At 43.5% G+C, this 26,806-nt stretch carries 21 protein-coding genes, 2 tRNA genes and 1 pseudogene; 15 read left to right on the forward strand and 9 right to left on the reverse strand.

The features are described 5' to 3' along the window. The 12 genes and pseudogenes from HMPREF9420_RS10125 to HMPREF9420_RS10185 form a co-directional block, all read left to right on the forward strand. Positions 1-870, forward strand: a pseudogene (locus HMPREF9420_RS10125) (hypothetical protein); the annotation flags it as partial. A gap of 473 nt (positions 871-1,343) precedes the next feature. Next, entirely contained in the window at positions 1,344-2,648 is a 1,305-nt protein-coding gene (locus tag HMPREF9420_RS10130; protein WP_044078918.1) for a reverse transcriptase domain-containing protein, read from the forward strand. 10 nt (positions 2,649-2,658) lie between these two features. After that, positions 2,659-3,144: a DUF4376 domain-containing protein gene (locus tag HMPREF9420_RS10135; RefSeq protein ID WP_044079228.1), complete on the forward strand. Its 486-nt coding sequence runs from the start codon at positions 2,659-2,661 to the stop codon at positions 3,142-3,144. Between the two features lie 186 nt (positions 3,145-3,330). Continuing rightward, positions 3,331-3,573 carry a hypothetical protein gene (locus tag HMPREF9420_RS10140; protein ID WP_007135574.1) on the forward strand — a complete coding sequence of 81 codons (243 nt, stop codon included), beginning with the start codon at positions 3,331-3,333 and terminating at the stop codon, positions 3,571-3,573. 66 nt (positions 3,574-3,639) lie between these two features. Next, positions 3,640-4,470, forward strand: a complete 831-nt coding sequence (locus tag HMPREF9420_RS10145) for a DNA adenine methylase (protein WP_044078919.1) — start codon at positions 3,640-3,642, stop codon at positions 4,468-4,470. A 25-nt stretch (positions 4,471-4,495) separates the two neighbouring features. Further along, entirely contained in the window at positions 4,496-5,134 is a 639-nt protein-coding gene (locus tag HMPREF9420_RS10150; RefSeq protein WP_007135576.1) for a thymidylate synthase, read from the forward strand. A gap of 171 nt (positions 5,135-5,305) precedes the next feature. Further along, the gene (locus HMPREF9420_RS10155) at positions 5,306-5,809 is read left to right on the forward strand and encodes an RNA polymerase sigma factor (protein WP_007135577.1); all 504 of its coding nucleotides are present in this window, start codon (positions 5,306-5,308) and stop codon (positions 5,807-5,809) included. Continuing rightward, entirely contained in the window at positions 5,806-6,537 is a 732-nt protein-coding gene (locus HMPREF9420_RS10160; protein ID WP_007135578.1) for a hypothetical protein, read from the forward strand. Before HMPREF9420_RS10155 ends, HMPREF9420_RS10160 begins: the two co-directional genes overlap by 4 nt. 108 nt (positions 6,538-6,645) lie before the next feature. Beyond that, a complete protein-coding gene (locus HMPREF9420_RS10165) occupies positions 6,646-7,302 on the forward strand; it encodes a TonB-dependent receptor plug domain-containing protein (RefSeq protein WP_007135579.1) in 657 nt (218 codons plus the stop codon). Positions 7,303-8,084: 782 nt separating this feature from the next. Next, a complete protein-coding gene (locus HMPREF9420_RS10175) occupies positions 8,085-10,520 on the forward strand; it encodes an SLBB domain-containing protein (RefSeq protein ID WP_007135581.1) in 2,436 nt (811 codons plus the stop codon). 37 nt (positions 10,521-10,557) lie between these two features. Further along, complete coding sequence (locus HMPREF9420_RS10180) at positions 10,558-11,628, forward strand: GumC domain-containing protein (protein WP_007135582.1); 1,071 nt, start codon at positions 10,558-10,560, stop codon at positions 11,626-11,628. 40 nt (positions 11,629-11,668) lie between these two features. Next, positions 11,669-12,787, forward strand: a complete 1,119-nt coding sequence (locus HMPREF9420_RS10185) for a TerC/Alx family metal homeostasis membrane protein (protein ID WP_007135583.1) — start codon at positions 11,669-11,671, stop codon at positions 12,785-12,787. 99 nt (positions 12,788-12,886) lie between these two features. Here HMPREF9420_RS10185 and HMPREF9420_RS10190 read toward each other — a convergent pair whose 3' ends face one another. Further along, a complete protein-coding gene (locus HMPREF9420_RS10190) occupies positions 12,887-14,908 on the reverse strand; it encodes a glycoside hydrolase family 127 protein (RefSeq protein ID WP_007135584.1) in 2,022 nt (673 codons plus the stop codon). Between the two features lie 804 nt (positions 14,909-15,712). On the opposite strand from HMPREF9420_RS10190, the gene HMPREF9420_RS10195 reads away from it, so the two are divergent. Further along, positions 15,713-16,570, forward strand: a complete 858-nt coding sequence (locus tag HMPREF9420_RS10195) for an enoyl-ACP reductase FabI (protein ID WP_007135586.1) — start codon at positions 15,713-15,715, stop codon at positions 16,568-16,570. 155 nt (positions 16,571-16,725) lie between these two features. Continuing rightward, on the forward strand, positions 16,726-17,640 hold the full coding sequence (locus tag HMPREF9420_RS10200) for a patatin-like phospholipase family protein (RefSeq protein WP_007135587.1): 915 nt from the start codon (positions 16,726-16,728) through the stop codon (positions 17,638-17,640). 19 nt (positions 17,641-17,659) lie between these two features. Here HMPREF9420_RS10200 and HMPREF9420_RS10205 read toward each other — a convergent pair whose 3' ends face one another. The 4 genes from HMPREF9420_RS10205 to HMPREF9420_RS10220 form a co-directional block, all read right to left on the reverse strand. Next, positions 17,660-18,226, reverse strand: coding sequence for a helix-turn-helix domain-containing protein (locus HMPREF9420_RS10205; protein WP_187116449.1), 567 nt, complete (start codon positions 18,224-18,226; stop codon positions 17,660-17,662). Positions 18,227-18,315: 89 nt separating this feature from the next. Continuing rightward, positions 18,316-18,397 (reverse strand) — tRNA-Tyr (locus tag HMPREF9420_RS10210). Between the two features lie 7 nt (positions 18,398-18,404). Continuing rightward, a tRNA-Val gene (locus HMPREF9420_RS10215) sits at positions 18,405-18,482 on the reverse strand. A 147-nt stretch (positions 18,483-18,629) separates the two neighbouring features. Continuing rightward, positions 18,630-20,432: an aminopeptidase P family protein gene (locus tag HMPREF9420_RS10220; RefSeq protein ID WP_007135589.1), complete on the reverse strand. Its 1,803-nt coding sequence runs from the start codon at positions 20,430-20,432 to the stop codon at positions 18,630-18,632. Between the two features lie 163 nt (positions 20,433-20,595). Here HMPREF9420_RS10220 and HMPREF9420_RS10225 point away from each other — a divergent pair, with 163 nt between their 5' ends. Beyond that, on the forward strand, positions 20,596-21,588 hold the full coding sequence (locus tag HMPREF9420_RS10225) for a malate dehydrogenase (RefSeq protein ID WP_044079231.1): 993 nt from the start codon (positions 20,596-20,598) through the stop codon (positions 21,586-21,588). Positions 21,589-22,098: 510 nt separating this feature from the next. Here HMPREF9420_RS10225 and HMPREF9420_RS10230 read toward each other — a convergent pair. The 4 genes from HMPREF9420_RS10230 to HMPREF9420_RS10245 all read right to left on the reverse strand — a co-directional run bounded on the left by HMPREF9420_RS10230 (position 22,099) and on the right by HMPREF9420_RS10245 (position 26,446). Beyond that, positions 22,099-23,829, reverse strand: a complete 1,731-nt coding sequence (locus HMPREF9420_RS10230) for an acyl-CoA dehydrogenase family protein (RefSeq protein ID WP_007135591.1) — start codon at positions 23,827-23,829, stop codon at positions 22,099-22,101. 94 nt (positions 23,830-23,923) lie between these two features. Continuing rightward, positions 23,924-24,316 (reverse strand): endonuclease domain-containing protein, encoded by a 393-nt coding sequence (locus HMPREF9420_RS10235; RefSeq protein WP_007135592.1) that lies wholly within the window; start codon positions 24,314-24,316, stop codon positions 23,924-23,926. A gap of 91 nt (positions 24,317-24,407) precedes the next feature. Beyond that, positions 24,408-25,430 carry an electron transfer flavoprotein subunit alpha/FixB family protein gene (locus HMPREF9420_RS10240; RefSeq protein WP_007135593.1) on the reverse strand — a complete coding sequence of 341 codons (1,023 nt, stop codon included), beginning with the start codon at positions 25,428-25,430 and terminating at the stop codon, positions 24,408-24,410. A gap of 146 nt (positions 25,431-25,576) precedes the next feature. Continuing rightward, positions 25,577-26,446, reverse strand: coding sequence for an electron transfer flavoprotein subunit beta/FixA family protein (locus HMPREF9420_RS10245; protein ID WP_007135594.1), 870 nt, complete (start codon positions 26,444-26,446; stop codon positions 25,577-25,579). Positions 26,447-26,806: the final 360 nt, after the last annotated feature.

The following is a 26,806-nucleotide window of genomic DNA, read 5'->3' on the forward strand; positions in this document are numbered from 1 at the left end:
CCAGGTGGCCAACAACGAACATCTCTGTGCCGTAGTCGGCTCTACGGTCATCGGTTCCAAACTGCGTGCGGCCATTACCGGCGGCAGCACGACGGCAAGCATGACTTGGACGGACTTTCATTATTACAGTGTTCAGCGTGGCATGCAACAGATAGATGCGCTGATGCACTCACGCATTGCCAACCTGTTCTTCGCCTGCTACGGACGTAGGAACGCTCAGGAACAGTGCGGAGCGGGACAGCACACGAACAACCGCACGACAGGCGGCACGGCTGAGCGTGGCATGCGGGACACTATCGGCTATACGGAGGCGAGCGGCGTCAGCAGTGGCGTTACGAATAGTATCGTGGACTATGGCGTGCACCAATATGCCTGGTACAGGAGCGTAGACGAGTATGGCGGTGCAGCAGTGACACAGGTGAACAACATCTGCTGTCTGGGTTACGAAGATATTTACGGCCACAAGTGGGAAATGATGGACGGCGTTGATTTGCCGAATGACAGTAACAATTATTTCAAATGGCGCATTTGGATGCCGGACGGCAGTATTCGTATGGTCAAAAGTGGCAGCAATGGCGACTGGTGGATAACTGCCGTGGCGCATGGGAAATATATGGATGTTGTCCCGGTGGGCAATGTAAACGGTTCTTCATCGACCTATTACTCTGATAAATACTGGACAAGCAGCGCACAGTCCCGTGTGGTCTATCGCGGCTACGACTACGCGAATGCGATGGTGGCGTTACGTGCTCGCATGCGATTACGATGCTTCGACTCGAGCACGACATCGGGTCGCGTCTGGCCTTCCGCGGCAGAATCGTTAGGGCGCAAAGCGTGGCCGCGTTCAAGTCGGCTGTCGAGGTGGCGTAGGCGGAAAGCGGGAGCGAAGCGACAAAGCGTCATGTCCGAGGAACGAGGACTTCGGAATACGGGCGAAGCCCGTCGATGTTCGCGATTTTTTTCGACATCCTCGCTGAAAATGAGTACCTTTGTAGCTGAAAGTAATATGGCGGAAGTTCCCATAGTCCCGTGTGGTCTATCGCGGCAACAACAACGCGAATGCGAATGGTGGCGTTACGTGCTCGCATGCGAATAACGATGCTTCGAACTCGAACACGAACATCGGGTCGCGTCTGGACAACAACCGAAAGAAACCAAATCAGCGTACAGCGACGGGGACGTGTCCCTGATGCGGTGCTGAGGGAACGGAGCCTCACCAAAAGCGGCCACAGATGCCGGAAAGGTGAAAAATAACTTTGACAGGTAGGGTTTGGTAGGACGGAAACGTCTCGAAGAAGCCGGGCCTGAGGATTGAAGGCTTAACAGCCGAAATTGGAAAAACTATGCGCAGGGAAGGATATATCATACAGGAGATAGTGGACTACGGAAACATGTCCGAGTCCTTTGATACGGTCTTGCGCGGCATGAAACGGAAACGGTGCCGCCAGGGCCGCTGGCTCCTTGCGCATAGGGAAGAGGTGATACGGGACTTGTCCCGTCAGATTGCGGACGGTACGTTCAATGTTACGGACTATCGTGAGCGGGAAATCCTCGAAAGCGGGAAGCTGCGCCGTATCCAGGTTCTCCCCATGAAAGACCGTATCGGGGTGCATGCCGTGATGAACGTTGTGGACAGGCACCTGCGGAAGCGGTTCATCCGTACTACCTCCGCAAGCATCAAGGAACGGGGTATGCATGACCTGCTGGACTATATCCGCAGGGACTTGCGGGAAGACCCTGAAGGTACGCGGTTCTGTTACAAGTTCGACATCTCCAAGTTCTATGACAGCGTGAGACCGGATTTCGTGATGTACTGCGTGAACAGGGTCTTCAAGGACAGGACGCTCATAGTCCTGCTTGACCGTTTCGTACACATGATGCCGAAGGGTATCAGTATCGGACTGAGAAGCTCGCAGGGGTTGGGCAACCTGTTGTTGTCTGTATTTTTAGACCATTACCTGAAGGACAGGTGCGGCGTGCGTCATTTCTACCGCTATTGTGATGACGGCGTGGTACTCGGTAAATCGAAAGCGGAATTGTGGATGGTGCATGACATCGTGCATGAGTGCATGGAGGAGATAGGCCTGACGGTGAAGCCCAATGAACGGGTGTTCCCCGTGAGTGAAGGTATCGACTTCCTGGGCTATGTGATATACGATGCCGGCCATGTGGAGCTGCGCAAGCGCATCAAGCAGAAGATGGCCAGGAAAATGCACGAGGTGAAGAGTAGGAAGAGGCGGCGTGAATTGATAGCGAGCTTTTACGGCATGGCAAAACACGCTGACTGTAATATGTTGTTTAATAAATTAACAGGCAAAACAATGAGATCATTCAAGGAATTGAAGGTGGCCTACAATCCACCGGACGGCAAGAGGATGTTTCCCGGAGCCGTCGTCAGTATCAGGGAACTGGTCAACCTGCCCGTCATCGTCAAGGATTTTGAGACGGGCATCAAGACCGAGCAGGGAGAAGACCGTTGCATCGTCGCCATCGAGCAGAACGGAGAACCCAAGAAGTTCTTTACCAACAGTGAGGAAATGAAGAATATCCTCGCACAAATCAAGGAAATGCCGGACGGCTTCCCGTTTGAAACAACCATCAAGACGGAGACATTCGGGAAAGGCAGGACCAAGTATGTATTCACTTAGAAAAAAAGACATGCAAAGAGTAGAAGGAGCTGCCGGTGTCAAGCTGATGGAGTGTGTCAGCCCGGCAAGGAACAAGTGGCGCGTCCGCTGGGACGTGCACGAAAAAAGCAATGGAGCCGCAGACTACATGGAAACGGAATTCGACCATAGACCAAATGACGAGGAAATCAAGGAAACCGTCATCGACTGGTACAACAACCAGACAGATCGGGCTATCCTCTCAGGATTCAGTTACGAGGGCAATACCGTGTGGCTGTCGACGGAGAACCAGTTCAACTACAAGGCGGCCTATGACCTTGCCAGACAGTCCGACGGTGCCACGCTTCCGGTGAAGTTCAAGTTCGGTTCCGACGAAAAGCCGGTGTACCGCGTATTTGAGAACATGGAAGACCTTACGGACTTCTATACGAAAGCCATGCGCTACATTCTGGAAACGCTGGATGCCGGCTGGAAGATGAAAGACGCGTTCGATTTGGAACAATACCGGATTGAATAAACTCTGAAGACTGCCCTCGGGGGTAGGGCGTTAAAAAGCCCCCGGCCTGTTAAAATAGTCGTCTCACTTACTATTAAACAACACACCCATAAGATGCTGACCGGGGGCCGATACCCTCTGCCACATCTTATGGGCTTTTTGTTGTTTAATAAGTGAGACACTGCAAAGATACAAAATTTTGTGAATATGAAGATAATAGAGGTCTTGAAATTTAACAGGGAGCTGATAAATAGGCTCAAAATGTCTGGTATAAGGCTGGAGGATGCTGAATATGTGGACTTATACGCCGATTACACCACGCTGCTGGGGCGCGGCGAGAAAGTGTCGTATATCGTAGCCCGGTTGTCTGAAAAGTATGCGATAAGCGAACGCAAGGTGTACGGACTCATCAAGCGCTTTCAAAGCGACTGCAAAACGCTTGCAGTGTGATTTGGTACGAATGTTCTTCTGGCTCACCGAATATAGCGAACTTTGCCATACCAATTTAGTGAGACAATGAGAAGACAATACCTTTCGGCACCGCTTCCTTTTCAGGGACAGAAGCGGATGTTTGCCAAGGAGTACATCAAGGTACTCCGGCAGTTCCCTGACAATACGACCTTCGTGGACCTGTTCGGTGGCAGTGGATTGTTGTCACATATCGCCAAGTGCCAAAAACCGGACTCCACCGTGGTATATAATGATTTCGACGGTTACAGGCTTCGGCTGGAGCATATTCCGCAGACGAATGAACTGTTGGCGGAACTGAGGAAAATCGTGGACGTACCACGGCACAAGCCAATATTGGGAGAGGCGCGGGAACGCGTACTGTCCTGCATACTCAGGCATGAGCGTACCCACGGATATGTCGATTATATAACGCTGTCCTCGTCGGTAATGTTCTCAATGAAGTATGCTACCGAATTCTCCGACTTTGAGAAAGAGACACTGTACAACAACATCAAGGCTGCCGACTATCCGTCTTGCAGCGACTATCTCGACGGGCTGACCATTACCTCTTGTGATTATAAAGAGGTGTTTGAGCGATACAAGGATGTGCCGGGTGTAGTTTTCCTCGTCGATCCCCCATACCTGAGTACGGATAGCAAGACCTACAAGATGTACTGGAAGCTATCTGACTACCTTGACGTGTTGACCGTCCTCTCCGGACATCGGTTCATTTACTTCACCTCGAACAAGTCTTCCATAGTGGAGCTTTGTGAATGGATAGGTAAGAACAAGCTCATCGGTAACCCCTTTGAGAACTGTCACCGCAGAGAGTTCAATGCCCACATGAATTATAATGCGTCCTATACGGACATCATGCTCTATACGGACGTTGCTTGAATTATATTCTAATACCGTTTGAACGATGAACAAATACTATCAGACACTGGGAAAGATTTTGGAACGAGGAAAGATCCAGACTAATAAGAAAGGCAATATCCGCTATTTGCTCAATGAGCAGCTGTCGTTGTCTCCAGCCGACCTGCTTGATATATTTGAGAGCCACGGCATAGCACGCAAGAAGTTGAAGAATGAACTACAGCTGTTCATGCAAGGTGAGCGGCTGGTGGAGAAATATCGCGAGGCTGGTATCAACTGGTGGGACTATTGTGGGAGCGTGCTTGTGAACAGTTATCCGACCTATTTTGAGAAGTTGCCGCCGTTGATTGTGAGGATAAACCGCGAGAAGCGCAACTCAAAGAACTATGTGCTGTTCCTCGGCGAGACAGGTGCAGAGAGCAACCAGGCACCATGCCTGAGCCTGGTGCAGTTCCAGATAGACGAGGGCGAACTGGTCTTGTCAGCCTATCAGCGAAGCAGTGACGCAAACCTTGGACTGCCGGCAGATATATACCACCTCTATCTCATGGCACGGCAGATAGACCTGCCGCTGAAGAACATAACGCTGAACCTCGGGAATGTGCACATATACGAGAATAACTTGGAGCGCACGAGGTTGCTGCTTGATGGTGATGAGAATGTAAAGTTCGACTTGAATGTCTGAAATGTAATGAAGAATAAACAGCAAAACGCCCCAGAGAAATCTGAGGCGTTTTGCATTATGGGGGGGACCTGAAAAAAGAACGTTTCGTTTTACGAGGCGGAACGCTTCGTTTTATTTTTTCGGAACGCTTCGTTTTGCGGATTATACATTTATATGAACAGACAGTAGAAAATGGACGAAAAGGCCTATGAACATATAGTACAACTTGCAAGACCTGAGATTGAAAGTATCGTCAGAAGGTTTTTTGTTTCCCTACAAATGGAAGAGGAAATTGACGATGTTGTACAGGAAGTTCTCATCTTGTTGTGGCGCTATCGTGACCGACTTGACGAGGTCGAAAGGCTTGAAGCGTGGGTTAATCGCATGTCACGTAATCATTGCGTTTCACGCTATCGACAACTCAAAAGAAAGGGAAACGTGTCGCTTTCTGACCGAGATTTCATGGCTTCTGATAGTGCTTCTGCCATGTTGGAAGATACAGAATGGGGGCAAATGGGCCTTCGGTTGTTTAATCAATTGCCTAAAGCCACACGTAAAATCCTTTATCTTCGTAATGTGGAAGGGATGACTTTAGATGATATTGCACTGCTTTTTAACCGACCGAAAACAAGCATTAAGACGTCTATTTCGGCTGCCCGCAAACAAATAACTGACCAATTAAAGCGATTGAGATGAACCAAACAACGATAGATAACAAGGCAGAACGCATGGCGTTAATACAGCGTTTTCTCAATGCAGAGACTTCTGTTGAGGAAGAAAAGGAGCTTAGCGGTTACTTCGCTACACATCAACCGGATGATGACGAACGTGAGGTGGCGCTGTTATGCAACATCATTTGCAATACTTTTGCCTTTGAAGAAGAGGACGAAAGTGACCTTTCTGAGGAATATGAAGCGATCATTCAGGGGCGAAAGTCACTGAAATCAAAGAAACTTATCGTTTATTTTTCGGGCATTGCAGCCTCAATCCTGGTGCTGTTTGCAATTAGTTTTTATCTGAAATCCAATCAAACCGCAGTTGTTTCTAAGCTTTCGACGATAGAAAAGCATACCACCGGAAAGGCTATGGCACTTGTCTCGCCTGATTCCGTGAGTCAAAAAGCGATTGAAAATGATTCTATTTTTGGGACAATAAAGGCTAAAACTCCATATAAAACGAAACAGAATGTCAGCCCTAAGCAGGTAAAAAAGTCGATAAAAGAGCGACTTTCTACTCCAGAAATGATAGGCAGAGTGCGTTATTTAGCCGATATTGCCCTTAAAAAAGATAAGGAAATAGAAATGATACCGATAGGAAATGCAGCGGTGATAGTGTCAGCTGATACTGCAACTCCTTATAAATTCTTAGCAATTCCGTGTGATAATAATGGCAATATGCAGCTGTTTGCATTAGAAGATGAGTAGGAATGGCGGGGTGTCTACTGGCAAACGGACTGGCGCTTTGATAGCAGGAGCGGGGCAATTTGGCTTTCTCCGTGTTTTAATAGAAGTTCATTTTTAAAAACATATAGTATGAAACGATTTATCATTACAATCTTTTGTGCCGCTCTCTTCATGGCTTCGAGCAGTGCACAAACGTCAGAAACCACCGAGAAATATATCATCGATGGGAGGGAAATAACCAATTTTGATGGTTCGCAACTAAAGGATAAGGTGATATTAGATTATAAAATAGAGCCTGGAACGGAGTGTTTCGTTCATCGGATAACAACGGCCGATGGTGTGAAAAAATCGAATAAAGTAGTCGATATAACGAGGATTGAAATCCCAAATCAAACTGATGAGGGGGCGAATAAAGGCAAATATAAGATTGTTATCAAGAAAGACAAGTTGCTATATATCGTAGATGGTGTTGAGAAGAAATCAGGATTGGAAAGTATTGACCCAACCAATATCGCTTCGGTGACTGTGTTTAAGCCTGGTTCTAAAGAGGCTTTGTCTTATGGAGAGGCTGGAAAGAACGGCGTAGTTATTATTAAAACGCGCAAAGAAGACCACATTGTGTATACCATTAATGGTAAGAATGCAACGAAAATAGAGGTAGATAAGCTCGCACCTAACCTGATAAAGAATATTATTGTCATGAAAAAGGGCTCGAAAGCTGCCGTGAAATTCGCCGGGAAGAAAGACGGAAATCAAAATGATTACATTTCCATAGAATTGAAATAAAATTCATGATAGCGATCATGATGACGTGTCTTGCAGGCTGTAGTCTCCCTGTAAGACACTTTTTTTGTTTCAAATAATCTCTTGTAATAATGCAAATAAGAGTATGTGTTAAATCTGATGATTTATATTTACAATTCATCTTACATCATCAGTAAATTTTAACCCCGTTGCTCTCTCTGTTCAATTTATTGCTGATTTTGGCTAAGTTGCAATGTAATGATAGTCAGAAGGTTATGAGAATTGTTGCAAATGTGCCTTAAAATAACGTTGAAACTCGATGTAATTTGCATCAAATTGATGGACAATCTGTATCATTTCATGCGGTAAAACACGGCAAATTACAAGACGATTTGCGTCATTTTATATTATGAATTTATTAAGGTTTATGAGCGAAAGCGTAGTCTACCCTGGGTCGTTTTACATGAACAGCAGTGACAAAAGAAGTTTATGATAGATAGAATGGCTTGCATGCAGAGGCTCTTTTGTATTGATGTATGATATCGTTGCAGCTGGTTATGCCAATGATTCAAAACAGGTTACGGGCGATGTGGCTTAAATTATTTTGCATTTTGATAGCAATAAATTCGTTATCAATCGTTGTTTTTTGTAAATTTGCACCATATAATAGGAGGGAAATGTGTCTTTTCGTTTTCTAATGTTGATGCTGTGATGGGATAATCGTTGGCAAAGAAGCTGAGAAGATGTGTTAGAAGGGCTTTCAATAGGTCTGTTAACTCTATTTTTTTTATTGCATAAGGAAAAATAAAATACAAGATATAGCTATGAAAAGAATTCTCTTTTGTGTGTTCTTCTCTATCATTTGCATAGGCTGTTTTGCGCAGATGAGCGATAGTCAGGTAATGCAATTCTACCAGAAAGAACACAAAGCGGGTACTTCAAACGGGCAAATCGTCACGAAACTTATGCAGCGTGGCGTGCAGATTGACCAGATTCGACGAGTCAGAGACCAATATCAGAGTCAGTTACAGACCAAGAATGGCACGCCAACAACAGTCACATCAAGTGGTGTTTTGCGTAAGGATAACGACTCACAACAGCAGACACTGACGTCGGGAAATATGAAGTTAGACCAAACATCGCAAGAACTTGCGGCTCAACAATATGCACAAGTGCAGCAAAACATAGACAATCATGTAGAAGAAGTGTTATCGCCTGGAGGCAAAAAAGTGTTTGGTCGTGACATCTTTAACAACAAACTATTGAGTTTTGAGCCCAATATGAATATCGCAACTCCTACAAATTATACCATAGGAGCAGGCGATCAAGTCGTTATTGAGATTTTCGGCGCGTCGCAAAAGACCGAGACTTTGACCGTCTCTCCAGAGGGAACAGTCACTGTTCCGGGTTATGGTCCAATCTATGTAAGTGGGATGTCTGTCGCAGCGGCTAATGCAAAGATACGTCGAACCTTAGGTTCTCGCTATAGTAGCAGCCAGATTAAGACGACAATAGGGCAGACTCGAACGATTATAGTCAATGTAATGGGTGAGGTAAAAGTGCCGGGTACTTACACGATTAGTGCCTTTGCAAGCGTCTTTCACGCCCTTTATATGGCAGGAGGAATAAATGGTTTGGGAACATTACGCAACATTAAGGTTTATAGAAGCGGTCGTTTGGCGACAGTTGTTGATGTATATGATTACATCTTAAATGGCAGATTGACCGGCAATATCCGTCTACAAGACAATGATGTTATCGTTGTTGGACCTTATGATTGCTTAGTAGATGTGAGCGGATCTGTAAAGCGTCCCATGACGTATGAAATGAGAAAGAACGAAAGTGTGGCTTCAATCATTCGCTATGCAGGTGGCTTTGCAGGGAATGCTTACCGCAAATCGGTGAGGTTGTTAAGGTCAACTGGTCGCGAGAAGTCAGTCTATAATGTAGGTGAATTCGAAATGAATAACTTCCGAGTTGCCGATGGTGATGTGATCAGTGTAGACTCAATACTCAATCGTTACGATAATATGATTGAGATAAAAGGTGCTGTTTTCCGTCCAGGATTATATCAGTTGGGTAAAGAAATCAATAGTGTTCGTTCGCTGATTCTGCACGCAGAAGGAGTTACAGAAGATGCTTACACAGAGCATGCCGTGTTACATCGTTTGAAAAAAGACCGCACATTAGAGGTTATTGCGGTTGATGTTAAGGGCATACTCGATGGGAGTGTGGCCGACATTCCATTGAAAAACGAAGACGTTCTCTTTATTCCTACCCAGAGTGATCGCACTACAGCACGCACCATTACGATTCATGGAGAGGTGCAATTCCCTGGAGTTTACCAATACGCGGATAACGAAACGATTGAAGATTTCATTATGCAAGCGGGCGGATTAACCGATGCTGCCTCGACAGCTAAAGTCGATGTGTCACGCCGAATCATTGACCCTGCGGCAACAACTGCACCAAACGAGATTGCAAAGACATATAATTTCACACTGAAAGATGGCTTTGTTATCGATGGAACGAATGGCTTTAAACTCCACCCTTACGATGAAGTTTATGTGCGAAGAAGCCCAGGTTATCAGCCACAACGAAATGTTTCAGTAAGTGGTGAGGTGATTTTCGCAGGCACATATACGCTGAATAATAAGAACACTCGACTGAGTGATCTCGTCAAAATGGCTGGAGGAGTCACACAAGAGGCTTATGTTCATGGAGCAAGAATAGAGAGAAAGATTAATGAAGACGAGCGAATCCGCATGAAAGCAGTAATGCGTGTCGTCAACAATCAAACGGGAAGAGACAGTGTTAACACGAATCTTCTCGACTCAGCAGAAACATATTACGTTGGAATTGAACTTGATAAAGCGCTCAAAAACCCTGGTTCGAACAGTGATCTTGTGCTTCGTGAGGGTGACAAACTTGTCGTTCCGACCTATAACGGAACGGTGAAGATTAGTGGAGATGTGATGTATCCCAACACGGTTGCTTATGAAGATGGACGAAACTACAGGTATTACATCAATCAAGCAGGCGGATTTGGTACGCGCGCTAAGCACTCAAAGACGTTTATTGTCTATCAAAATGGTCGTGTAAGTGAAGCTGGTAAGCACAAGATTGAACCCGGATGTGAGATTATTGTGCCCAGTAAGCCGAAGTCAAATGGTAATAGTTTCTCGCATGTTCTTAGCATAGGAACGAGTATTGCGTCGCTTGCCACGATGATAGCAACAATAGGTAACTTGATAAAATAAAAGGATTCACGAAATCACTTAAAACATTTCATCCAGTATGAACGAAGAAAATCGTCAACAAGATAATGCTCAATGGGAAGAGGAAGATGCCTCTATAGACTTTAAAGCCTTATTTTTGGCATTGAAAAAGCATTGGAAAGCCTACGCCATTTGGATTCCGGCAGCAGTTATTGTAGGTGCCATTATCACTAAATCTCTGCCCCCTTATTATGAATGTCAAGTGATGTTAGTCCCTGAACTCTCATTAAATGGAGGCTCAGGAGGCTCATTAAGCTCACTTGCTTCGAGCTTCGGTGTGAAGTTAGGAGGTAGTAACAACAAGGATATGGATGCCATTACGCCTAACCTTTACCCTGATTTGATGAACTCGGTTGACTTCAAAGGTAGTCTCTTTGATATTAAAGTGCATCGTAAAGACAGCAAGAATATGATGAGTTATTACGACTATTTGCTTTACAATCAGAAGAAACCTTGGTGGCGAACGCTATTTTCAGGGAAGGACACGATAAGGAAAGAGCGGCTTAATACGTTTCGTTTGACAAAGCAACAAACAGCAATCATGATGGCCATTCAAAAGAATGTGGTTTGTGATGTGGATGATAAGACGGGCGTAATCACTATTAGTGTGACTGATCAAGACCCCTTAATATCGGCTACTATGGCTGATTCCGTGAAGTCACGACTACAAGAATTCATCACGAAATATCGTACAAATAAGGCGCGAAATGACTTGGAAAATACGAAGAAACTATGCTTAGAAGCGAAGCGCCGCTATGAAAAGGCGCGCCAACTCTATGGCTCTTTCAGCGACAGTAATCAGGATTTGATTCTTGAAAGCGTTCGAAGTAAACAGGAAGACTTAGAGAACGACATGCAGTTACAGTTCAATACATACAACTCTTTGGCTGCAAACTTGCAGGCAGCTTACGCAAGAGTACAAGAGGTTACGCCTGCTTTTACAACGCTTCAAAGTGCAACTATGCCAATAGAAAAGGCTGGTCCACAAGGTAAAAAGATTGTCCTTGTCTTCGTGTTTCTGGCCTTTTTTGGTGTGACGGGTTATGCTTTGTGGAAAGAACACCAGTTTAAGGCGTTGCTTGGACTATAATATCAGTATATCATAAGATTCGTTTAATCAAATCAATATAATGTTTTCAACAGAAATTCTCTTTTTAATTGGCTTCATAGTCTTTATTGCTGGCATCCTCATTCTTGACATGTTGGTTATTGATCGCAAAGCACATGTCGTGTCAATCAAGGAAGCTGGTACGTGGACGCTTGTCTGGATAACACTTGCTTTGGCTTTTTCTGCGTTCCTTTGGTACTATGGTGACCTTGTACATGGCATTCATAGTTACGCCGATTTGCAAGGAGTTGCATCGCGATATGCCTCACATCTCAAGCTCAATCCTAATGATTTCGAGGCGAGTTTACAGTCATATCGTCATTACATGACTATCTCTTATCTCTCTGGTTACTTAATAGAGAAGACGTTATCTGTTGATAACCTTTTCGTGATGATGATGATTTTTACTTCTTTTGGAGTAAAAAACACCGAGTATCAACACGTACTTAACTGGGGTATTTTGGGTGCGATTGTACTGCGTTTTGTATTTATCTTTGCAGGCGCTGCTATCATCAATCGTTTCGATTGGGTATTGATAGTCTTCGGCTTTGTGTTAGTTTATAGTGCATATAAGATGTATCGGGACCGCAACAAGCAAGAATCCATCGACGTGCAGCATCATCCCATGGTGAAATTCCTATCGAAATATTTCCATGTTTACCCAAGATTTGAAGGTGATAACTTCTTTGTTCGAGCAATAAAGAAGGGAAATGATTACGAGCTGGTAGGCAAAGGAGTAAAAGGGTTGCTTTGCATCACGCCACTCTTCGTTACCGTTCTTGTGATAGAGTTTAGCGATTTAATCTTCGCTTTCGATAGTATTCCTGCGGTATTCTCCGTTAGTCTCGACCCTTATGTAGTCTTTTTCTCAAACATTTTCGCTATACTTGGCTTGCGTGCAATGTTCTTTCTCCTGGCCGCTATAGCCGATAAGTTCCGCTATTTGAAGTTAGGTGTGAGCGTCTTACTATTATTTATCGGTGTAAAACTACTCATTCATAAATTCGTTGAGATAGACGCGATGTGGTCACTTGTCATTATTTTGGCTGTCTTAGTGATTAGTATTGCAGCCTCGTTGCTGATTAAACCTGTTGCAGAACCAAACAAACAGCAGCGTGATAATCTACAAAACAACGCATAACTCCACACCTCAAATAAGATGATAGAGATGAAAAGAGCCTCTGACAACAATCAATGTCAGAGGCTCTTTCTTTGAGGTCATGCTTTCACATGCCTCTTTTTATTTTAGTTCTGTAGTCTTTAACCACACATTCATGCAGCTCGTTCCACGATGATTCCAGGCATAATAGGGGATAAGGGTAAGCTGCATATCCCTTAATTGCAGGTTGCCCTCGCTGTTGTCAGTCAATAGTTGTGCCTCAGTTTGCAAGGCATCAACCTTAAAAATCGTTCCATCGGCTTCCGTGTTCTTTATTGAATAGTCTTTTGTAAGCTTGAAAGAAGCTTTCTTATTGACATAGATTTGATTCGTATTTGCACCAAAGTTGTCTGCACTTTCGGCGCAATAAACGAGTGGACCGCGTTCAACAGCAATACAACCACGGTCATCTTTAACCTTATTATCCGCCATAATCATGCGTGGTTTCATGTCGAGTTGCAGTGTGATTACATCGCCTTTGCGCACGTTTATGACACGAAAGTAGCCCTTATCCCATGTCTCTGGATAGCGTTTTTTGCCGTTAACAATAATGCTCCAACCCTCTTCTTGTTTGTCGATAAAGCTGTAAAGACCTCCTGGAGTGACCTCACCTCGCGCCCAATTAGGTATGCGTATCATCACCGAAGCCTTTTTGTTGCCGCACTCTTTGACGCGAATTGATACCCTGCCATCCCACGGATAGTTTGTCTCTGTGACGAGTTTCATGTGCTTTCCTCCTACATTTATGTCGGCTTCTCCAGCCATAAATAGATTCACATAGACGTCATTCCCACGCACAGCATATACATATCCCGGAACAGAAGGAATGAAACGACAGAGGTTACTCGGGCAACAGGCGCAACCAAACCATGGTTGTCGTGTTGTTGTTCCATCGGCATTAAACTTATATTTGCCGTCCGAAGACAGAGGATTAGGGTAGAAGAATCGACCGCCATCAATGCTCATACCACTGATAACGCCATTATATAGCGTGCGTTCTAAGCAATCTATGTATTTAGAATCACCGTGAAGCATGAATAATCTCAGGTTAAGATAACACTGAGCAATGGCTGCACACGTCTCGTTATAAGCTGTAAGGTTAGGTAGTTCGTAATCAGCACCAAAGGCTTCTCCCTCATGTCGTGCACCAACTCCACCCGTAAGATAATATTTTTTGCTTACAATGTTGTTCCAAATCCTATCGATAGCCTTGATATAAGCACTGTCTTTAGTGAGTGCCGCGATATCCGCCATGCCGGCATACATATATCCTGCTCGCACAGCATGACCCCAAGCTTCGCGTTGTTCGACTACGGGCAGGTTGCTTTGTGTGTATGTGTTGCGTGTGTTTGTTTTGCCTCTATAGTCTAAAAAGAATTTAGCTTCATCGAGATAACGCTTATCTCCCGTTGCAAGATAAAGCTTTGCGAGTCCCATTTCGGCTATTTGATGCCCCGGAACCACGCAAGATTGGCCCGCCTTTGGCCCCACTTCACGCACTACACAATCGGCATATCGTCGTGCAATGTCAAGGAACTTGCGTGACCCTGTGGCTTGAAAGTGGGCCACAGCTGCATCGAGTAAGTGGCCAAGATTATAGAGTTCGTGGCTCAATTCCTCTGCTTTCTGCCACCTTTTTCCACCCGACCAAGGGTGTGGATGGGCTGGATTCATCGTGCGAGCTGTATAAAGATAGCCATCGTTTTCTTGTGCTTTACCTACAATAGTAAGTATACTATCAATATAGTTTACAAGCTTTTTATCGGGAAAACTCTGTAGCATGTAGCTGGCACCCTCAATGGTTTTATAGACATCGGTATCGTCAAAAGGGAACAACATGAACTTTTGCACGACGTATTTATCACTCGGATGTGCTGCCTTTTCAAAGTTTTCATATCGGTGTTCGCTTTTACATTTGCTGAAAGCCAATGGGATTGTCACCTCCTTTGCAGCCTTCAGACGTTCGCCAAAAAATGAGTTTGGCGCGAGTTTAACGCTTGTAAACGGCACCTGTTGATAGGGATAGCCTGCTATTGCAGGTTGAGCGATTGCGCCAACTGCTGTTGCTGAGGCGAGGAGTAGGGTGAGTAGACTCTTTTTCATGTTGCGGTTTAAAGGATAAAATGATTGTTATTATATGGCGAAAATAAGGGTTTCTTTTCTTGAAACCAATTAAGTGTACATTGAATAATCATTATTTTGAATAATTTAATAGATTGGCTTGCGCTGTAAAGTCAATCTCATTCCTTGTCAATCTTAGGCAATAAAGAGCGCAAAACCTATGGTGTTGAAAACAGACACAATCTCAATGAGTGAACGATTCTCATGTAGTAATGGTTTATTATCTCATAAACCATTATTCTATCCATAATAAACGATAAAATGAAATGACGCAAATCATGCGATGAAATGACGCTAATTGTTGCATAAAATGACGTTGTTTATTGTGTAAAATGATGTAGTTTGTAATGTGATTGCAGTTCAACGCTGAAGACGTTGCACCTTTGACAGTCTAAGGTTGGCATCAGTCTACCATAGGTTATGCGTGTAGTGAGGAGGTCAATGCCTTAGGTGTTGTACGTTTTCTGTGTGGAATGCCACGATAAAAAGCTAATATATTAAAGGTACAACGGCTACAGCGTTGTTACCACTCACGGCAAACGCCCCTGGGTTGACCACGCTTTCGCTTGTCAACCATAGGTTATTAAAGGTACAATGCTTATGGTGTTACCACCTCAATAACTACAAGGTATGTAACTATTGCATGGGAATAATGCGATTGATGTTATGCTTTTCGCCTCCATTTTTACGTAAACGATTACACAAAAAAACGTGATTTGTGCAATTTTTTTTTGTTATTCTCATTGAAAAACGTAACTTTGCAGCGGTTTAACTAAATACAAAATTATGGCTTATAACTTATTAAAAGGAAAACGTGGTGTTATTTTCGGTGCACTGAATGATATGTCAATTGCATGGAAAGTGGCTGAACGCTGCGCAGAAGAAGGTGCAACTCTCGTGTTGAGTAACACTGAAATGGCACTTCGTATGGGTTCACTTGATGAACTTTCCAAGAAGATTAATGCGCCAGTTATTGCGGCAGATGCGACCAATTACGATGATCTTGAGAATGTTTTTGTTAAGGCTCAAGAGCTATTGGGAGGCAAAATAGACTTCGTTCTCCATTCCATAGGGATGAGTCCTAACGTTCGTAAGCACCGTACTTACGATGATCTTGACTACAATTGGCTAAATAAAACGCTTGATATTTCAGCCATTTCATTCCACAAGATGCTGCAAGCTGCAAAGAAAGTTGACGCAATTGCAGAATATGGTTCAGTCGTTGCATTGACGTATGTGGCTTCACATCGCACATTCTTTGGCTATAACGACATGGCCGATGCAAAGAGTTTATTGGAAAGTATAGCACGTAGTTTCGGCTATATCTATGGCAGAGAGAAGAATGTTCGCATTAATACCATCTCACAATCTCCTACAGAAACAACTGCAGGTAAAGGCATTAAGGACATTGATAACATGATGGATTTTGCTGATAAGATGTCACCTCTCGGCAACGCTACAGCCGATGAGTGTGCTGATTACTGTGTAACTTTGTTCAGTGATCTAACCCGTAAGGTGACAATGCAGACCCTTTTCCACGATGGAGGCTTCTCAAACATGGGTATGAGTCTGCGTGCTATGAACCAATATAGTAAGACTTTGGATGATTATACGGATGAGAACGGCAACGTTATCTATGGATAACATCTGTTGTTAATCGTTTTATTATCACGTAAGAAATATGGAGTTGTAGTTCATACCTCGTGGAGTTGAACTGCAACTCTTTTCTTTTTTACAGCTTAAAGGAGCGTATATATATAAGGTGAAGCAGCATATTGAAGGACAATTAAACAAGCATTATGATGGCGAATAAAAGCGTTGCATTAGTGTTGTCAGGCGGAGGAGCTCGTGGTTTAGCTCATATTGGCGCTATAGAATCACTGGAACGCCATGGCTATGAAATCACTTCAGTGGCCGGTTGTTCTATGGGCGCACTCATAGGAGGGATGTTTGCTGCCGGAAAACTACCCGAAGTAAAAGACTGGATGTTTGCTCTTGACCGTCGAAAGATACTGTCTTTGGTAGACTTCTCCTTTAGTTTGAGTCATTTGGTGAAAGGAGTGAAGGTGATAGATGCCCTGAAAGAGATTGTGCCTGATGTCAATATAGAAGACCTTCCCATTCCTTATACGGCCGTAGCAACCGATTGGAATAGTGGTAAAGAGATAGTCTTTGATCGCGGAAGTCTTTATGAAGCCATCCGTGCGAGTATCTCAATACCGCTCTTTTTCAATCCCGTTAAGCTTGAAGATATGTTACTTGTTGATGGCGGATTGGTCAATTCACTTCCTTTGAATAGGGTAGTTAGGCATTCGGGAGACTTACTTTTCGGTGTAGATGTAAGCGCGCATGACTTCCGTAAGGAACTAATGATGAAACAAGATGAAGTAAAACAAAGGTTAGAAAAGTCGATACCAGAAGCGATAATGAATCGTATAGTCAAGCAAGTTAGTGGGATTAATGTCAACTATGTTACGTTGTTGTTGCGTACAATCGCTATTATGATAGCACAAAATACGCAGTATCAGATTCAGCTTACACATCCAGATTTCGTTATTAAGGTACTAACTGAAGGCTATGATACCTTTGATTTCGACCAAGCTGAAGCCATTTCGCAGCTTGGAAGGGATAAAACAGATGAGGAATTAAAGCAATTCGAGCGTACAAAGCAATCGTTTTGGCGTCGTTTGTTGCAACAATATTGGAAAAGATAAGGTTGTAATTGGCAGCTGGTTAAATTTCATCGAGGCTGCGTCGGGTATTATTTTTGAGTGCTTTGAATTGTGAAGGTGTCATGCCAGTGACGCTTTTAAACTGGCTACTTAAATGGGCAACGCTCGAATAATTCAATTGAAATGCAATCTGAGTAAGGCTCAATTCATCATAGCGTATTAGCTCCTTGGCACGTTCAATGCGTTGTTCTATAAGATATCGCTCAATGGTTTGTCCTGTAACCTCACTGAAAAGCTTACTTAAGGCGCTATAATCGCTATGGAGTTTTGATGTGAGATAATCACTCAAATTCGTATTAGTCATGCCGTCATGGTAATGAACTAATTGTATCACTGCAGTCTTTATTTGCTCAATTAACTGCTGTTTTCTATCATCAAGCAATTCAAACCCCAGTGTTTCGAGTTGCTTTTTGATTTGTGAACGCAATGGAACATCAATCGAATGAGCAACAACTACCTTGCCCAACTCAACCGAAATGGGCTGTAATCCGTTATTGCGAATCACTTGATCAACGGCCATTTTACAGCGGTCGCACACCATATTTTTAATATATAAGACTGAATCCATGATATCGCAAAGATACAAAAAGAATATGATATGAAAGATTTCATGATACGAAAAAAGAGATTTAGCGTTGCTAAATCTCTTTAATTGAGTGGGTGGTGATGGATTCGAACCACCGAAGGCATAGCCAGCAGATTTACAGTCTGCCCCATTTGGCCACTCTGGTAACCACCCTTTACGTTGGTGGGCGTTGACGGATTCGAACCGCCGACCCTCTGCTTGTAAGGCAGATGCTCTAAACCAGCTGAGCTAAACGCCCTTAACTTGTAAGGCGGATGCAAAAGTAGATAATTTATTTTAACGCTGCAAATTTAGTCGTTCTTATTTTACAAAATTTAAGAATAAAGCAAGTTATCTTGCATTTTCAAATTATTTCAAACTTGAAAGGAAGCAAAATCTATCATGGTTAGGCTTTTTCGCGTTCAATAGGTCGCGTTGCTTGTCTCAACCATTCACGTTCTTCATCGTTTAATTCGGGTGAAAGCGTTTCATAAACTTCCGCATGATAATGGTTCAACCAATTGATATCTTCATCAGAGAGCATAGAAATAATGATGGGTTTTGTATCAATAGGGCAGAGCGTTAGTGATTCCATACGCAGGAATTTGCCAAATTCAGTCTCACAATCTGCTGTGATTAACAAGGTGCTTTCAATACGAACACCGAAACGATCTGCCAGATATAAGCCTGGTTCATCCGTCACTGTCATGCCTGAATGCAATGGGGCGGGCATGTATTCCATGCGAATCTGTTGCGGACCTTCATGCACATTGAGATATGAACCGACACCATGTCCAGTGCCATGTAAGTAGTTATAGCCTTCACGCCATAGTGGTTCACGTGCTAAAACATCAAGTTGTGTGCCACTGATTCCATCGGGAAAGCGAGCCATTTCGAGTTGAATGTGCCCCTTTAATACTAAGGTATATATACGTTTTTGAAGTTCAGTGATAGGCCCAAGTGCTATAGTTCGTGTGATATCCGTTGTACCATCTTGATATTGAGCACCACTATCAATGAGCACAAGTCCATGAGGTTTGATGGCAATATCTGTGGCTTCGTTCGCCTCATAATGTACAATTGCACCATGATGTTCATAACCTACTATCGTGTCGAATGACAAACCACGATATAAAGGCTGATCTTTTCTGAGGTCTGTTAATTTCTTATCCAGCGACATTTCAGTCTCATTACCTTCTTCAACCGCAGGAATCAGCCATTTAAGGAACCTTACCATGGCCACGCCATCACGTTTCATGGCATTACGAAATCCTTCAATTTCCGTCTTGTTTTTTATGGCTTTCATTGCTGGAATGGGTGAAGTCTTCAACACAACTGAAGCTCTTCCTGCTTTCGCACAAGCCACTAAATAACTACTTGTCTCGTGAGAATCAAGCATGATATTATAGGCAAAGTAATCGCGTTTGAGGTATTTCCCGACTTCGTTATATGGAAGTAGCTTAATCGAAAGCGCTGATAGATAGACTGAAACTTCTGTTGTGAGCTTATCTTTATCAACAAATAATATCGTTTTTTCATGCTCCATAAGGAGGTAAGCCACAAAAACTGGGTTGCAATGCACGTCTGTTCCACGAAGGTTTAGCGTCCATGCAATGTCGTCTAAGGCTGATATCAGCATGCCATCACAATGATTTTGTCGCAAGCTTTCACGTATTCTTCCCAGTTTGGAAGCCGTAGTTTCCCCTGCATATTCAAGTGGATGAAGTTCTATTTTATGTTGAGGAATAGGGGGACGATTATCCCAAATACGCGCCAAAGGGTCGAGGTTAAGGCGCAATGTCATTCCTCCTTGCTGCCGAAGTTCGGCTTTTAGGACCTCCGTTTCCGCGAAACTACTCACCGTTCCATCAATTCCCACTTCACTTCCTGCTTCACATTGTTGCGCAATCCATTCAGAAACTGTCGGTGTTCCAGCAACTTTGAGCTTCATAAGTTCATATTCTGTGCCTGCAAGTTGTTGCTCGGCAGCTAAGAAATAGCGAGAGTCTGTCCACAAAGCTGCCCCAGTCAATGTCACGACTGCCGTGCCAGCAGATCCATTAAACCCTGAAATCCATTCGCGACTTTGCCAATGTGGCGCCACATATTCACTGTTGTGGGCGTCTGTACTGGGAAAGATGAATGCACTAAGATGTTCACTTCGCATGACATCGCGTAAAGCTTCAAGTCGTTGGTCAATTGTTTTCATATCCTTAGTTTTGCTAAATCGACATGACAAAGATATGTTTTTTAAGATTAAACAACAAATAATATCTTCAAAAAGTACATTATATCTTTGGATTTTTACTAACTTTGTGGTCGTAAAACCAATAGGAATTAGATTTCTAAACAAAACAATATTTATTACAATTATGAAGTATTTATCGAATGACAAGCTTGTTATCGTTGGTGCAGGCGGTATGATTGGTTCTAACATGGTACAGAGTGCGTTGATGCTTGGGCTTACTCCTAACATCTGTCTCTATGATATTTTCGAGCCAGGTGTACACGGAGTATACGACGAAATGGCACAATGTGCATTCCCTGGTGCTAACCTTTGCTACACCACTGACCCTGAAAAGGCTTTCACAGGCGCTAAGTATATCATCTCATCTGGTGGTGCTCCTCGTAAAGAAGGCATGACTCGTGAAGACCTTTTGAAAGGAAACTGCAAGATAGCTGCCGAGTTTGGTGATAACATCAAGAAGTATTGTCCTAACGTAGAGCATGTTGTTGTAATCTTCAACCCTGCAGATGTTACTGCATTGACAACGTTGATTCACTCTGGTTTGAAACCAAATCAGTTGACATCTCTTGCTGCTCTCGACTCAACTCGTTTGCAACAGGCTCTCGCTGAGGAGTTCGGTGTACAGCAAGATAAGGTTACTGGCGCACACACTTATGGTGGTCATGGTGAGCAAATGGCTGTATTCGCTTCTCAAGTAAAGGTAGATGGTAAGCCATTGGCAGAGATGAATCTTTCTGAAACACGTTGGGAAGAGATCAAACACCATACAGTTCAAGGCGGATCTAACATCATTAAGCTCCGCGGTCGTAGCTCTTTCCAGAGTCCTGCATATAATGCTGTGAAGATGATTGAGGCTGCTATGGGCGGCGAGAAGTTCACTTTGCCAGCTGGTTGCTATGTATGCAACGACAAGCTTGGCTTCAAGAACGTTATGATGGCTATGCCAACAACAATTGATAAGACTGGTGTTCACTTCACAGAGCCTACAGGTACGAAGGAAGAAATGGATGGTTTGCAGAAGTCTTACGAGCATCTTTGCAAGATGCGTGACGAGATTGTTGAACTCGGTATTGTTCCTTCTGTTGACAAATGGAATGAAATGAATCCAAATATCTAATCGAAACTTACGATTAGTAACCATAAAAGGTTGGAAGACGATGGCTGTTTAAGGCCATGTCTTTCAACCTTTTTTCATGTACTTTGATTTACCTTGTGCATTCATCTGAGGTAGTCTACACGGTGATTTGATTTATTTCACGCCACGATTTGATTCATTTCACTTGATAATTTGCCTCATTTTACACGATAAAGTGACGCAAATTGTGGTATGAAATGATGTGAATTACACCGACTTTTAATAATCTTTCATGTGTAAGTCCTGTTATTTTTCATAACAACTTGAGACTCAATGTGTTGTAAGGAGTGTAATTCTGCAGAGTGGTTTGGCAGAACTGGCAAAACTATTTAGATTTACATGCAATTTAGAACAAGCTGATAGGGGCTGCCAAAGCTAATGATGCAATCTCTTGTTCGTGGCATTTGAGCGTACTATATGGAACATCATGGCAATAAAAAAGGCTACACCATGCACATCATGATGTAGCCTTTTGTTGATTATCAGTAGCGCTTAAGCTTCTGTTTCTTCTGTTGTTTCTTCTGCAACAAAGTTCTTTAAGTCTTCAGCCTTGAATGCTTTGATGTATGCAGCCTTACCAATGACATCTTCTTCTGCCATGCGTACATAAACATTTGCACTCTTTTCGAAGAGTTCTGGCGCCTTACTTGCATCAATACAAATCAGTAATGACATGATGATTTCAGCCGTCATATCATATAAACGACGTGCAAGGAAGTCGTGTTGCTCCTGATTTTCATCACTATTTACCTTATTGAGTGCCTCTTCATACAGGTCAACTAACTCTGCAATACGCACCTTTAGAGGTTGTAGGTTGTCGCTAACGGGAGTCTCAAGCATCTCTTTCATGATGGCAAGATAAGTGCCGTTGGTGATATAACGCACTGCAGCAACGACCTGAAGTTGGGTTGTTCCCTCATAAATAGAGAAGATTCGAGCGTCTCGATAGAGGCGTTGACTCTTGTATTCCATGATGAAACCTGAACCGCCATGAATGGAAATAGCATCATAAGCGTTTTGGTTTGCATACTCAGAGTTCATACCTTTGGCAATCGGTGTAAAGGCATCAGCGAGTCGAGTGTATTGTTTCATCTCCTTACGCTCCTCAGGTGTGAGCTTGCGTTCACGCGAAATGTCTTCAAGCGCCTTATAGATGTCAACGTAACGAGCCGTCATGTAGAGCAGCGAACGACCTGCATCAAGCTTTGCTTTCATGCGAGAGAGCATGTCATATACGGCAGGGAAGGTGATAATCTTCTTGCCAAACTGAGCACGTTCCTTAGCATAGGCGAGGGCTTCATTATAAGCTTCTTGTTCAACGCCAACGCTTTGAGCGGCAATTCCGAGTCGAGCGCCGTTCATGAGTGACATGACATACTTGATCAAGCCTAACTTACGATCGCCGCAAAGCTCACATTTTGCATTCTTATATACAAGTTCACATGTTGGACTTCCATGGATTCCGAGTTTATTTTCGATATGACGCACGGTCACACCACCGTCTTTTTTGTCATAGATAAACATCGAAAGTCCGCGTCCATCGCGTGTACCTTCCTCTGAACGAGCCAAAACAAGGTGGATATCTGAGTCTCCATTGGTGATGAAACGTTTCACTCCATTAAGTCTCCACGTGCCATCTGCGTCCTGAGTAGCCTTTAACATCACGCGCTGAAGGTCTGAACCAGCGTCTGGTTCGGTAAGGTCCATAGACATAGACTCACCAGCTGAGATGCGAGGAATATACTTTTTGCGTTGTTCTTCCGTACCAAATTCGTAGAGTGTATCAATACATGACTGCAAAGACCAAATGTTTTGGAAACCAGCATCGGCTGCAGCGATGAGCTCAGAAGCCATAGAGAAGACGATGTTTGGGATGTTCAGACCGTCATATCGGCGTGGCATGGAGATGCCCCAAAGGCCAGCTTGGCGTGTTGCTTCAATGTTTTCAACAGTCTTACTGGCATAAAGCATACGGCCATTCTCCAAGTGTGGGCCTTCAAGGTCTACGCTTTCAGAATTTGGTTCGATGATATTTGCAGCGACATCTCCCGTGATATCGAGCATACGTTTGTAGTTTTCGAGAGCATCCTCGTAGTTAACGGGAGCGTCTTCAAAAGCATCTTTGTCTGCATAGTCGCGCTCTTTGAGGTCAACAATGCGTTTCATCAGAGGATGGTTCAAATGAAAACCTATCTCTGGATGGTCGGTGTAATAGTTTGACATAAGCTAAAGCCCCACCCCCAACCCCTCCCCGAAGAGGGAGGGGAGTAGCATGTCATCTCCTTGATAGACGGAAAAGGGTTGGTGATGGATTATTTTATTCATTATATAATATGTTATTAATCTCTCTTATTACTTCTTGTAGATTCTCTATAACTTGTTCATTGGTGAAGCGTATTACGTTAAATCCCAGTCTATTTAGGCATTCAGTACGTAGTATGTCATCGTGAGTTTGCTGTAACTTTTGATGATAATCACCGTCTACTTCAATAACTAAATGTAAATCTAAGCATACAAAATCAACAATAAAGTCACCAATAATGTGCTGTCGTCTGAATTTAAATGTTTTAGGTAATGCCCTTAATTCATTCCAAAGTATAGTCTCTGCAAGAGTCATTTTCTGTCTGTTCTCTCTGGCATATGCCTTCAATAGTGCATAGCGATCGGGCGAAGAACTCATATAGTCAAATGGAGTCTTTACCTTTTTCATGAGATTTTAAGAGACTATCCCTTTGTATTTATTCAATAGAAAAGCACATTACTCCCCTCCCTTTTTGGGGAGGGGCCGGGGGAGAGGCCCCTTATTTGCTGTTCTGCTTATAGTACTTAATCAGCTTTGGCACTACTTCTTCAACGGAACCGGTAATGACATAGTCGGCAATCTTATTGATAGGAGCATCAGGATCGTTATTAATTGAGATGATGATGCCACTATCTTGCATGCCGGCGATATGCTGAATTTGACCAGAAATGCCACAAGCGATATATACTTTTGGATGAACAGTGACGCCTGTTTGACCGATTTGGCGGTCGTGGTCAACCCATCCTGCATCAACAGCTGCACGACTTGCGCCCACTTCTCCATGGAGTTCTTTCGCCAATTGGAATAGAAGATCGAAACCTTCTTTGCTTCCTACGCCGTAGCCTCCAGCCACAACAATCGGTGATCCCTTAAGATTGTGCTTGGCAGCTTCTATGTGTCGGTCGATGACTTTAACCACATAATCTTCTTCTGGGACATATTTTGCAACGTCAGGATAAACTACTTCGCCCTTACTTTGACCCTCATAAAGAGCTTTTTGCATTACACCTGAGCGCACAGTTGCCATTTGTGGGCGATGATCGGGATTCACAATGGTCGCTACAATGTTACCACCGAAGGCGGGACGGATTTGATAAAGCAAGTTATCATAATGCTTTCCAGTCTTCTTTTCGTCGTAATCTCCAATCTCAAGTTGGGTACAATCGGCCGTAAGTCCAGACGTCAGAGAGGAACTTACGCGTGGACCCAGGTCACGACCAATTACTGTTGCGCCAAGCAAACATATCTGAGGTTTCTCTTCTTTGAAGAGATTCACGAGAATATCTGTGTGAGGTGCTGAGGTATAGGGAAAGAGTTTGTCTCCATCAAAGACGTATAACTTGTCCACACCATAAGGTAAAATCTGATCTTCTACCTTGCCTTTAATGCCACTTCCGGCTACAATTGCATGCAGGTCTACACCAAGTTTATTGGCAAGTTTGCGACCTTTAGTGAGCAATTCCTGTGAAACTTCCTGAACGGTTGTCTCTTCTAATTCGCAATATACAAATACGTTGTTCATAATTTGAATGAGGATTGTGGTATGAAGAAGATGTTGTTGAGATTTCGAATAAATCAAAAAGGTTGCCCGTGGCTTTGTTTTTTCCGCTCATTCAACCTTTGCTTGTCCAACAAACTGAGGTTCTTCAACCAACCATTCCTATGTTTTTAGCCAATAATCTTTTCGTTTAATAGTTCCTTTACCAAGCTTTCGACATCGTTGTCACTGCCTGTTAAGGTTTTGCTTTCCTTTGCTTGGAACACAATATTCTGTACCGTCTTCACCTTAGTAGGTGAACCTGCCAAGCCACATTGGTCGTAGTCAGCTCCACAATCGGCTATACTCCATTGACCAAGTGTCAGATAAGGGCGCGTCTCATAAAGCGAACTCCAAGGTTCATCGCCTTTACGTTCCATTGGACAAGTTGCATATTTGTATTTCATTACAAGCTTTGCATTGCATGGACGAGCTGGAGCAGCACTGCCATTTACGGTAATCAACACTGGAAGTGGAGTCTCAACAGTCTCTACACCGCCATCAATGTGACGACGAATGGTTGCTTTTCCGTCCTCAATCTTAACCACTTCTTCGGCATAAGTCACTTGGTTCAAACCGAGTTTCTGTGCTACTTGCGGACCAACTTGTGCCGTATCACCGTCTATTGCTTGGCGTCCTCCTATGACAATATCAACGTTTCCAATCTTCTCTATGCCTTTAGCGAGGAAGTAGGATGTTGCTAAAGTGTCAGCGCCTGCACTCTTTCGGTCGGTCAAAAGCCAACCTTCGTCAGCGCCGCGGTATAGCCCTTGACGGATAATCTCACCTGCACGGGGAGGTCCCATCGTTAGAATTCCAACTGTAGAACCTGGATTTTGGTCTTTGATTCGTAAGGCCTGTTCAAGTGCATTCAGGTCTTCCGGATTGAAAATTGCAGGGAGTGCTGCGCGGTTTACTGTGCCTTCAGCCGTCATAGCGTCTTTTCCTACGTTTCGTGTGTCAGGTACTTGCTTGGCAAGTACAACGATTTTCAATTTCATAGAATGTATATAATGTATGTGTATAGTTTCACTTTAGCGTACGCGCAAAGATACATTATTTTTGGTTATTGACCAAATTATATGCACAAAAAGCTTTTTGATGTGTATAAAGCCCCTTTTTAGTGGAGCTACTTTGCCTCTACCAGCGAGTGAAAAGCTGTTTGTTTTTCTTGCGTTTTGCCTCATTGTTTGTCCTTGATAAAGTGACTTTCAATGCTAAGTTGATTGTTATTAAACATCTTTACAATAGGCTTTGCATAACGTGCATATTCAAACCACAACTTCTTTTCGTTGAAAATACGCGAGTTTTGGCGTGGGTTGATAAAGTGTTGGCAGTCAGATGATTATAAAATTTATTAG

Source organism: Segatella salivae DSM 15606 (genome assembly GCF_000185845.1).
In the GTDB taxonomy this organism is placed as follows: Bacteria; Bacteroidota; Bacteroidia; order Bacteroidales; family Bacteroidaceae; genus Prevotella; species Prevotella salivae.